This window comes from Rhizobacter sp. P2_H3, assembly GCF_056403355.1.
The window spans coordinates 1-9,269 of record NZ_JBFUFQ010000228.1 but is presented as its reverse complement, the minus strand read 5'-3'; the positions used below and the strand labels follow the sequence as shown (position 1 = coordinate 9,269).

Genomic DNA, 9,269 nt, shown 5'->3' with positions numbered 1-9,269 from the left:
ATTCAGTGGGCTGCCCACTGAAGTTGTAGAGAAGAAGTACGGAGAATCTGAAATGGCTTACAGCGAAAAAGTGGTTGAGCATTACGAGAATCCGCGCAATGTCGGCTCGTTCGAAAAGGGCGACGACACCGTGGGCACCGGCATGGTCGGCGCGCCGGCGTGCGGCGATGTGATGAAGCTGCAGATCAAGGTGAACCCGGTGACGGGCTTGATCGAGGACGCGAAGTTCAAGACCTACGGCTGCGGCTCGGCGATCGCGTCGAGCTCGCTGGTGACCGAATGGGTCAAGGGCAAGTCGCTCGACGAGGCGCTGTCGATCAAGAACACGCACATCGCCGAGGAACTGGCGCTGCCGCCGGTCAAGATCCATTGCTCGATCCTGGCCGAGGATGCGATCAAGGCGGCGGTGAACGACTACAAGGCCAAGAGCGGCGCGTCCGCGCTTGCCACTGCCGCTGCCACGACGCACTGAGACCATGGCCGTCACGCTGACCGAAGCCGCGGCACGCCACGTGTCGCGCTACATCACCAAGCGCGGCAAGGGCGTCGGCGTCCGGCTGGGCATCAAGACGACCGGTTGTTCGGGCCTGGCCTACAAGCTGGAGTACGCCGATGACGTGGCGCCCGAAGACGCGGTGTTCGAAGACCGCGGCGTGAAGGTGCTGGTCGATCCGAAGAGCCTGCCCTACATCGACGGCACGCAGCTCGACTTCGTGCGCGAAGGCCTGAACGAGGGTTTCAAGTTCCGCAACCCGCGCGAGAAGGATCGCTGCGGTTGCGGTGAGTCGTTCCGCGTCTAGCGCCCCGGCGCTTGCGAACCAGGCGCGGCCGCAAGCCGCGCCTTTTTGTTGCCTGAAATCCAGCCATGAAGCTCGATAGCGACGATTTCGAACTGTTCGGCCTGCCGCGCCGCTTCGCGCTCGATCGCGACGAGCTCGATGCGCGCTGGCGCGCGCTGCAGGCCGAAGTGCATCCCGACCGCTTCGCAGCCGAGGGCGGTGCGGCCCAGCGCGTCGCGATGCAATGGGCGGTGCGCGTGAACGAGGCCTACCAGCGGCTGAAGCATCCGCTGAAGCGCGCTGCCTACCTGTGCGAGCTCGGTGGCGTCTCGATCGACGCCGAGAACAACACCGCGATGCCGGCCGGTTTCCTGATGCAGCAGATGGAGTGGCGCGAGTCACTCGACGACGCCGCCGGCCTGCCGGCCGTCGAGGCGCTGGCCGACGAGGTCGCCGCGCACCGCCGCCAGGCCCTCGCCGCACTGGCCGCGACGCTCGACGAACGCCATGACACCGCCGCGGCCGCGCAGCAGGTCAGAGCCCTCATGTTCGTAGAGCGCTTTGCCGACGACGTCGATCAACGCCTCGAAGCGCTGGGACAATAGACACCATGGCCCTGCTGCAAATTTCCGAACCGGGGGGCACCCCCGATCCCCATCAGCGCCGCATCGCGGTCGGCATCGACCTCGGCACCACGCATTCGCTGGTCGCTGCGGTGCGCAACGGCGTGTCCGAATGCCTGCCGGACGAAGCCGGCCACGTGATCCTGCCGTCGGCTGTGCGCTACCTGCCCGAAGGGCGGCGCGAGATCGGCCATGGCGCACTGGCGCAGGCCGCGATCGATCCGGCCAATACCGTCGTCTCGGTCAAGCGTTTCATGGGCCGTGGGCTGCGCGACATCGCGCACGTCGAGAAGCTGCCATACGATTTTGTCGATGCGCCGGGCATGGTGCAGCTGCGCACGATCGACGGCGTGAAGTCGCCGGTGGAGGTGTCGGCCGAGATCCTCGCGACGCTGCGTTATCGCGCCGAGGACACCTTCGCCGACGACCTGTTCGGCGCGGTGATCACGGTGCCGGCCTACTTCGACGATGCGCAGCGGCAGGCCACGAAGGATGCCGCGCAACTCGCCGGCCTGAACGTGCTGCGCCTGATCAACGAGCCGACCGCCGCGGCGATCGCCTACGGGCTGGAGAACGGTTCCGAGGGCTTGTACGCCGTCTACGACCTGGGCGGCGGCACCTTCGACATTTCACTGCTGAAGCTGACGAAGGGCGTGTTCGAGGTCGTCGCGACCGGCGGCGATTCGGCACTCGGTGGCGACGATTTCGATCGCACGCTCGCCGACTGGGCGCTGGACCAAGCCGGCCTGCGCGCCGACACGCCGCAGGACAAGCGTGCGGTGCTGGTGGCCGCGCGTGCCGCGAAGGAGAAGCTCTCGTCCTCCGACCACGCCACGCTCGCCAGTCCGCTGTCGTCCGGCGAGCTGTCGGTACGCGTGACGCGTGCGCAGTTCGAGACGCTCGGCGCCGCTCTGCTGGCGCGCACGCTGGCGGCTGTTCGCAAGGTGCTGCGCGATGCGCAGGCCGCGAAGGAAGAAGTGCAGGGCGTCGTGATGGTGGGCGGTTCCACCCGCATGCCGATGGTGCAGGCGGCGGTCGCCGGCTTCTTCGGCAAGGCACCGCTGACCAACCTGAATCCGGACGAGGTCGTCGCGCTCGGCGCGGCGATCCAGGCCAACGCGCTGGCGGGCAATGCCGGTGCCGACGAGTTGCTGCTGCTCGACGTGATCCCGCTGTCGCTCGGTCTCGAGACGATGGGCGGGCTGGTCGAGCGCATCATCCCGCGCAACAGCACGATCCCGACCGCGCGTGCGCAGGAGTTCACGACCTTCAAGGACGGGCAGACCGCGATGGCGCTGCACGTGGTGCAGGGCGAGCGCGAACTCGTCAGCGATTGCCGCTCGCTCGCGCGCTTCGAGCTGCGCGGCATGCCGCCGATGGTGGCGGGCGCGGCGCGCATCCGCGTGAGCTTCCAGGTCGATGCCGATGGGCTGCTGAGCGTCAGCGCGCGCGAGGAGGTGTCGGGCGTCGAGGCCGCGATCACCGTGAAGCCGAGCTACGGCCTGTCCGACGACGAGGTCGCGCGCATGCTGACCGAGAGCTTCAGCACGGCCGAGGCCGACATGCGCGTGCGCAGCCTGCGCGAATCGCGCGTCGAGGCCGAGCGCATGCTGCTCGCGACGCGTTCCGCGCTCGAGGCCGACGGTGACCTGCTGGGCGCCGACGAGCAGGCCGCGATCACCCACTTGCTCGCGGCGCTCGAAGCCAGCCGCGATTCCGAAGATCACCACCAGATCGACGCCGCCGTCGAGGCGCTGGCCAAGGGCACCGAAGCCTTTGCGGCCGAGCGCATGAACCGCGGCATCCGGCAGGCGCTGGCCGGCCGACGCGTCGAGGAAGTCTGAGCCCCATGCCTGTCATCAAGATCCTGCCCCATCCCGAGTACTGCCCCACCGGCACGCAGATCACCGCCACGCCGGGCACCTCGGTCTGCGAGGCCCTGCTGGAGAACGGCATCGAGATCGAGCACGCCTGCGAACTGAGCTGCGCGTGCACGACCTGCCACGTGGTGGTGCGCGAGGGCTTCTCGTCGCTCGGCGAGATGGATGAATCCGAGGAAGACCTGCTGGACCGGGCCTGGGGGCTGGAGCCGCAATCGCGGCTGTCGTGCCAGGCGATCCTGTCGCAGACCGACGTGACGATCGAGATCCCGAAGTACACGATCAACCACGCCAAGGAAAACCACTGATTCCCGTGGGTACGTCCACAGATAAAAAAACCGCCTGATCCACGCGGATCAGGCGGTCCGGAAAGGGCTGGGCCCTACTGAGGAGATAGACGACAAGCGCATCGCTCTTGCCGACTGGGTTCTAGCAGGAGTTGTGCCAGCTTTGGTGTGTCTGTGTGGCGCAGGGCTTTTCCGTTCCTCGCGAATTCACTAAACCGAAGTGCACGCTGAGCTTCAGCGCAGGCTGGACAGCAAACGCCGTCTCATCCTTGGATGAAAACCAGGGTCCGGATGCCACTGCTGGCTCAGGCGGCCTGCTCGACGTGGCCATGCCGCGTGTAGAGGAAGTCCAGCACCTCCTTGCGGTAGTGCACGTACTTGGGGTCCTCGGCGAGCTCGACACGGTTGCGCGGCCGCGGCAGCTCGATCGACAGGATCTCGCCGATCGTCGCCGCCGGCCCGTTGGTCATCATCACGATGCGGTCCGACAACAGCACCGCCTCGTCGACATCGTGCGTCACCATCACCACCGTGCTGTGCGTGCGAGCGACGATTTTCAGCAGTTCGTCCTGCAGGTGGGCACGGGTGAGCGCATCGAGCGCGCCGAACGGCTCGTCCATCAACAGCACCTTGGGCTCCATCGCCAGCGCCCGCGCAATGCCCACGCGCTGCTTCATGCCGCCGGAGATCTCGTGCGGGCGCTTGGCCGCGGCATGCCCCATGTTGACGAGCCCCAGCGCCGCCAGGGTTCGCTCCTTCAGTTGCGCCTTCGACTCGCTCGCGCCGTACACCCGCTCGACCGCCAGATGCACGTTCTCGTGGCAGGTGAGCCACGGCAGCAGCGAGTGGTTCTGGAACACCACCGCGCGCTCGGGCCCCGGCGCAGCGATCTCTCGCCCGTCGCAGATCAGCGAGCCCCCAGTGGGCAGCGTGAGCCCTGCGATCAGGTTCAGCAGCGTCGACTTGCCGCAGCCCGAATGCCCGATCAGCGTGACGAACTCGCCCTTCGCGACCGACAGGTCGATCTCGCGCAGCGCGTGGAAGCGGCCCTTCTTCGTGTGGAACACCATCTCGGCCTGGTGCACTTCGATGAATCCGGTCATGCTCAGACCTCCTCGTAGGTGAAGCGTTTGRCCACCGCGATCAGCGCCCATTCGAGCAGCAGCCCGACGATGCCGATCACGAAGATCGCGATCAGGATGTGCGTGACGTTCAGGTTGTTCCACTCGTCCCAGACCCAGAAGCCGATGCCGACGCCGCCGGTCAGCATCTCGGCCGCGACGATCACCAGCCAGGCCGTGCCCACGCTCAGCCGCACGCCGGTCAGCATGTACGGCAGCACCGCAGGGAACAGGATGCGCGTCATCACCTTCCACTCCGACAGGTTCAGCACGCGCGCCACGTTCAGGTAGTCGGCCGGCACGCGCTGCACGCCGACCGCGGTGTTGATGACCATCGGCCAGATCGAGCAGATGAAGATCGTCCAGATCGCCGCCGGGTTCGCCGCCTTGAACACCAGCAGCCCGATCGGCAGCCACGCGAGCGGCGACACCGGCCGCAGCAGGCTGATCAGCGGCGAGGCCATGTGGTTCAGGAAGCTGAAGCGCCCGATCAGGAAGCCCACCGGGATGCCGACCAGCGCCGCCAGCCCGAAGCCGATCGCCACGCGTTGCAGCGAGAACAGGATGTTCCAGCCGATGCCCTGGTCGTTCGGGCCCTTGCTGTAGAACGGATCTGCAAACAACTTGACCGCTTCGGTGAAGGTGGCGGCCGGCGTCGGGAAGCTGCCTCCCTTCATCGTCAGCAGCGCCCAGATGGCGACCAGCAGCGCGACGCCGATGACCGGCGGCAGCACCTTCAGCAGCAGCGCGTTCCAGTCGACGGCGCGCCGCGGCGGCGGCGTGGCGGGCACGGGTGTGGACGGAAGCGGCGGCGGCCTCACGACCACCGGCGGGGCCGCAGGAGCCTCGTCGCCGGCATCGCGCGGGGAATGGAACACGGCACTCACCATGGCGTTCTCCTGTGTGGCCCGCTCAGGCCTTGAGCTTGAAGCTGTCGGCGTACTTCGCCGGTTCCTTGCCGTCCCAGACGACGCCGTCGATCAGCTTCGCGCTGCGCAGCGGCTCCTTCGGCACGTTCACCTTCATCGCGCTCGCGGCCTGCTTGTAAAGCTCGATCTGGTTGATCTGCTTCGCGACGCCGAGGTAGTCCGGGTGCTCCTTCAGCAGCCCCCAGCGCTTGTGCTGCGTCAGGAACCACATGCCGTCGCTCAGGTACGGGTAGTTCACCGCGCCGTCGTTGAAGAACTTCATGTGGTTCGGGTCGTCCCAGGTCTTGCCCAGGCCGTTCTGGTAGCGGCCCAGGATGCGCTGGTTGATCGCGTCGACGCCGGTGTTGACGTACGACTTGTCGGCCACCGTCTCGGCCATCTTCAGCTTGTTCTGCAGGCTCGCGTCGATCCAGCGGCTCGCCTCGATCACCGCCATCATCACGGCACGCGCGGTGTTGGGGTACTTCTTGACGAAATCGCCGGTGGTGCCGAGCACCTTCTCGGGGTGGTCCTTCCAGATGTCCTGCGTGGTCACCGCGGTGATGCCGATGCCGTCCATGATCGCGCGGTGGCCCCAGGGCTCGCCGACGCAGTAGCCGTCCATGTTGCCCACGCGCATGTTGGCCACCATCTGCGGCGGCGGCACGGTGATGACCTTGGCATCCTTCATCGGGTTGATGCCGACGCTCGCGAGCCAGTAGTACAGCCACATCGCGTGGGTGCCGGTCGGGAAGGTCTGCGCGAAGGTGTACTCGCGCTTGTCGGCGGCCATCACCTTGGCGAGCGATGCGCCGTCGACCGCACCCTTGTCGGCCAGCTTCTTCGACAGCGTGATCGCCTGGCCGTTGTTGTTCAGCGTCATCAGCACGGCCATGTCCTTCTTCGGCCCGCCGATGCCCAGGTGCACGCCGTAGACCAGGCCGTACAGCACGTGCGCCATGTCGAGCTCGCCGTTGACCAGCTTGTCGCGCACGCCGGCCCACGAGGCCTCCTTGGTCGCAACGATCTTGACGCCGTACTTCCTGTCGAAGCCGAGCACCGAGGCCATCACGATCGACGCGCAGTCGGTCAGCGGGATGAAGCCGATGCGCACTTCCTCCTTCTCGGGCTTGTCGGAGCCTTGCGCATGCACGGCGCTCTGCAGCCCCGGCACCAGGCCGGCAGCACTGCCCGCGGCAGCGGCTTTGATCAGGGTTCGGCGGCTCATCAGGTTCTTTCGCGTGAGTGGGCTAGTCATGGCGTGGCTCAGGTTCTCGGAAAGCAAAAACAAAAAGGCGTCCGCACGGTGCGGGCTCAGCCTGCACGGTGGGGACGCCATCGTCCGACCCGCGTCGCGCCAACCTTGGTGCGTGCGGATGTCTGTGGAAGATCGCCGTTGACCTTCCGCACGTCACTATGCAAGTGGCGTGCCACGGCTGTCTTCCCAGGGGCGGTTCGCATCGGCGATGTTGCAACGCACCAAGTGCGCCGCAGGCCGCACTGCGGCAGTGCGTTCAGCCGAGCAGGTCCGACACGTCGAGGATGCGCCGCGCCACGTCGGCGAGCCGCAGCCCCTTGTCCATCGCGGCCTTGCGCAACCGCGCATAGGCGGCTTCCTCGCTGAGCCCCTGGCGCGACATCAGCAGGCCCTTCGCGCGGTCGATCACCTTGCGGTCCGAGAGTTCGGTGCGCGCGTCTGCCAGTTCGCGGCGCAGGCCTTCCTCGTGCCGGAAGCGCGCCATCGCGACGTCGAGCACCGGCTTCACTCGCTCCGGCGCCAGCCCGGCCACGACGTAGGCGGTGACGCCGGCGGCGATCGCATCGGGCACGTGGCTGGTGTCGTCGTCGTCGGTGAACAGCACGATCGGGCGGCGCGCATCGCGCGTCGCCATCACGACATGCTCCAGCGTGTCGCGCGCCTGGCTCTCGGCGTCGATGATGATCATGTCGGGCTGGATCTGCGCCAGCCGCTCCGGCAGGAAGACATCGGCCGGCAGCACCGCGACGATGTTGTAGCCGTTCTCCAGCAAGCCGATGCGCAGCGCCCGCGAGCGCTCGGCCTCGATCGGGTCGGGCGCGCCTTCGCTGCCGTCGGAGGCCAGCGAGTCGGGAGCGACGATGACGATGCGCAGGACCGGGGCGGTCGGCGCGCGCGGCGGCTTCATGGGCCAGAGCGCAGCAACATCCGCGCCACGCGGTGCGGCGCGGCCGATCGCCGGGGAATCAGCGCTCCTGCGAACTCGTGTGCAGCGCGCGGCGGATCCAGCCGCCCAGCGGCCGCAGCGAGTCGAACATCGAATCGGCTGGCGGCTCGTCGAACTCCCGTTCTTCGAGCAGGCCCTGCGCCTCCAGCGCGTCAAGGAAGAGCTGCACCTCGGGGCGCTTCAGTCCGGCGATGGACGCCAACTGCTCCAGCGTCATGTGCCGCTGCGACATGTCGCTGAGCATGCGCCGGTGCGCGGTGCGATCGAACGGCGCAGGCAGCTCCGTCCAGGCCAAGAGGCGGTATTCCTTCATGGGGTTTCCCTAACGACGTTGTTGTAGTTGGCAATTGCTTCGGGGCACTGCTCGGTCACGCAGGTTAGTCGCCCGCGCTCGAACCGGGAAGGGGGTCGGATAGTAATCGAGGGTAAACCCTTGGATGCGCCGTGACAAATTTGGCGCCGGCGGGCGGCGTGGGTGCGCTGGCTACACTCGCTGGATGAAGGTACTGGGCGTGGAATCATCGTGCGACGAAACGGGCGTGGCCCTGGTGGAGGCCGGTCCGACCGGGGTTCCGGCCCTGCTGGCCCATGCCCTGCACAGCCAGATCGCGATGCACCAGGCCTACGGCGGCGTGGTGCCTGAACTGGCCTCGCGCGATCACATCCGGCGCGTGCTGCCGCTCACCGAACAGGTGCTGCACGAGGCCGGCGCCTCGCTCGCCGAGGTCGACGTGGTCGCGTTCACGCGCGGGCCGGGGCTGGCCGGGGCGCTGCTGGTCGGCGCAGGGGTGGCCTGCGCGCTGGCGGCGGCGCTCGGCAAGCCGGTGCTCGGCGTGCACCACCTCGAGGGGCACCTGCTGTCGCCGTTCCTTGCGAGCGATCCGCCGGAGTTTCCGTTCGTCGCGCTGCTGGTGTCGGGCGGGCACACGCAGCTGATGCGAGTCGACGACGTCGGCCGCTACGAGCTGCTCGGCGAGAGCATCGACGATGCGGCCGGCGAGGCCTTCGACAAGTCGGCCAAGCTGCTCGGGCTCGGCTACCCGGGCGGGCCGGCGCTGTCGCGCCTGGCCGAAGCGGGGCGGCCCGATGCCTATGCGCTGCCGCGGCCGCTGCTGCACAGCGGCGACCTCGATTTCTCGTTCGCCGGGCTGAAGACCGCGGTGATGACGCAGCTGCGCAAGCTCGGCGATGCGCCGACCGACTCGCAGCGCGCCGACATGGCCGCGTCGACGCAGGCCGCGATCGTCGAGGTGCTGCTGAAGAAGTCGCTCGCGGCGCTGAAGCAGACCGGGCTGAAGCGACTTGTCGTCGCCGGCGGCGTCGGTGCGAACAGCCGCCTGCGCGCGCAACTGGATGCCGAATGCGCGAAGCGCCRGGTCAGGGTGCATTACCCCGAGCTGGCGCTGTGCACCGACAACGGCGCGATGATCGCGCTCGCCGCCGCGATGCGGCTGCAGCGCGGCGCCG

11 protein-coding genes are annotated in these 9,269 nt (G+C 67.7%); 6 read left to right on the top strand and 5 right to left on the bottom strand.

Going from position 1 to position 9,269, the window contains the following annotated elements; translation table 11 throughout:
* Positions 1-52 precede the first annotated feature (52 nt).
* The 5 genes from iscU to fdx all read left to right on the top strand — a co-directional run bounded on the left by iscU (position 53) and on the right by fdx (position 3,590).
* Positions 53-472 carry a Fe-S cluster assembly scaffold IscU gene (gene iscU / locus AC1D1T_RS26710; RefSeq protein ID WP_477992819.1) on the top strand — a complete coding sequence of 140 codons (420 nt, stop codon included), beginning with the start codon at positions 53-55 and terminating at the stop codon, positions 470-472.
* 4 nt (positions 473-476) lie between these two features.
* The gene (gene iscA / locus AC1D1T_RS26705; protein WP_047502965.1) at positions 477-800 is read left to right on the top strand and encodes an iron-sulfur cluster assembly protein IscA; all 324 of its coding nucleotides are present in this window, start codon (positions 477-479) and stop codon (positions 798-800) included.
* Positions 801-865: 65 nt separating this feature from the next.
* The gene (hscB, locus tag AC1D1T_RS26700; protein ID WP_477828484.1) at positions 866-1,384 is read left to right on the top strand and encodes a Fe-S protein assembly co-chaperone HscB; all 519 of its coding nucleotides are present in this window, start codon (positions 866-868) and stop codon (positions 1,382-1,384) included.
* Between the two features lie 5 nt (positions 1,385-1,389).
* Positions 1,390-3,246, top strand: coding sequence for a Fe-S protein assembly chaperone HscA (hscA, locus tag AC1D1T_RS26695; protein WP_477992818.1), 1,857 nt, complete (start codon positions 1,390-1,392; stop codon positions 3,244-3,246).
* A gap of 5 nt (positions 3,247-3,251) precedes the next feature.
* Positions 3,252-3,590: an ISC system 2Fe-2S type ferredoxin gene (fdx, locus tag AC1D1T_RS26690; protein WP_047502959.1), complete on the top strand. Its 339-nt coding sequence runs from the start codon at positions 3,252-3,254 to the stop codon at positions 3,588-3,590.
* A gap of 284 nt (positions 3,591-3,874) precedes the next feature.
* Here fdx and AC1D1T_RS26685 read toward each other — a convergent pair whose 3' ends face one another.
* From AC1D1T_RS26685 to AC1D1T_RS26665, 5 genes are all read right to left on the bottom strand, one after another.
* Positions 3,875-4,672: an ABC transporter ATP-binding protein gene (locus AC1D1T_RS26685; RefSeq protein ID WP_477827992.1), complete on the bottom strand. Its 798-nt coding sequence runs from the start codon at positions 4,670-4,672 to the stop codon at positions 3,875-3,877.
* Between the two features lie 2 nt (positions 4,673-4,674).
* Positions 4,675-5,580 (bottom strand): nitrate ABC transporter permease, encoded by a 906-nt coding sequence (ntrB, locus tag AC1D1T_RS26680; RefSeq protein WP_477992817.1) that lies wholly within the window; start codon positions 5,578-5,580, stop codon positions 4,675-4,677.
* A gap of 22 nt (positions 5,581-5,602) precedes the next feature.
* Positions 5,603-6,826 (bottom strand): CmpA/NrtA family ABC transporter substrate-binding protein, encoded by a 1,224-nt coding sequence (locus AC1D1T_RS26675; RefSeq protein ID WP_477842180.1) that lies wholly within the window; start codon positions 6,824-6,826, stop codon positions 5,603-5,605.
* 286 nt (positions 6,827-7,112) lie between these two features.
* Entirely contained in the window at positions 7,113-7,763 is a 651-nt protein-coding gene (locus tag AC1D1T_RS26670) for an ANTAR domain-containing response regulator (RefSeq protein WP_465114352.1), read from the bottom strand.
* Positions 7,764-7,821: 58 nt separating this feature from the next.
* On the bottom strand, positions 7,822-8,115 hold the full coding sequence (locus AC1D1T_RS26665) for a hypothetical protein (protein ID WP_465114353.1): 294 nt from the start codon (positions 8,113-8,115) through the stop codon (positions 7,822-7,824).
* 184 nt (positions 8,116-8,299) lie between these two features.
* Between AC1D1T_RS26665 and tsaD the strand changes: the two genes are divergently transcribed.
* Positions 8,300-9,269: tRNA (adenosine(37)-N6)-threonylcarbamoyltransferase complex transferase subunit TsaD (gene tsaD / locus AC1D1T_RS26660; RefSeq protein ID WP_477992816.1), on the top strand; the 970-nt coding region annotated here is incomplete at its 3' end.

Excerpts from the sequence above, each read along its gene's own strand:
- AC1D1T_RS26670 (WP_465114352.1), bottom strand. The coding sequence starts at position 7,763 with ATGAAGCCGCCGCGCGCGCCGACCGCCCCGGTCCTGCGCATCGTCATC.
- hscB (WP_477828484.1), top strand. The coding sequence starts at position 866 with ATGAAGCTCGATAGCGACGATTTCGAACTGTTCGGCCTGCCGCGCCGC.
- fdx (WP_047502959.1), top strand. The coding sequence starts at position 3,252 with ATGCCTGTCATCAAGATCCTGCCCCATCCCGAGTACTGCCCCACCGGC.
- AC1D1T_RS26675 (WP_477842180.1), bottom strand. The coding sequence starts at position 6,826 with ATGAGCCGCCGAACCCTGATCAAAGCCGCTGCCGCGGGCAGTGCTGCC.
- hscA (WP_477992818.1), top strand. The coding sequence starts at position 1,390 with ATGGCCCTGCTGCAAATTTCCGAACCGGGGGGCACCCCCGATCCCCAT.
- AC1D1T_RS26665 (WP_465114353.1), bottom strand. The coding sequence starts at position 8,115 with ATGAAGGAATACCGCCTCTTGGCCTGGACGGAGCTGCCTGCGCCGTTC.
- iscU (WP_477992819.1), top strand. The coding sequence starts at position 53 with ATGGCTTACAGCGAAAAAGTGGTTGAGCATTACGAGAATCCGCGCAAT.
- iscA (WP_047502965.1), top strand. The coding sequence starts at position 477 with ATGGCCGTCACGCTGACCGAAGCCGCGGCACGCCACGTGTCGCGCTAC.
- AC1D1T_RS26685 (WP_477827992.1), bottom strand. The coding sequence starts at position 4,672 with ATGACCGGATTCATCGAAGTGCACCAGGCCGAGATGGTGTTCCACACG.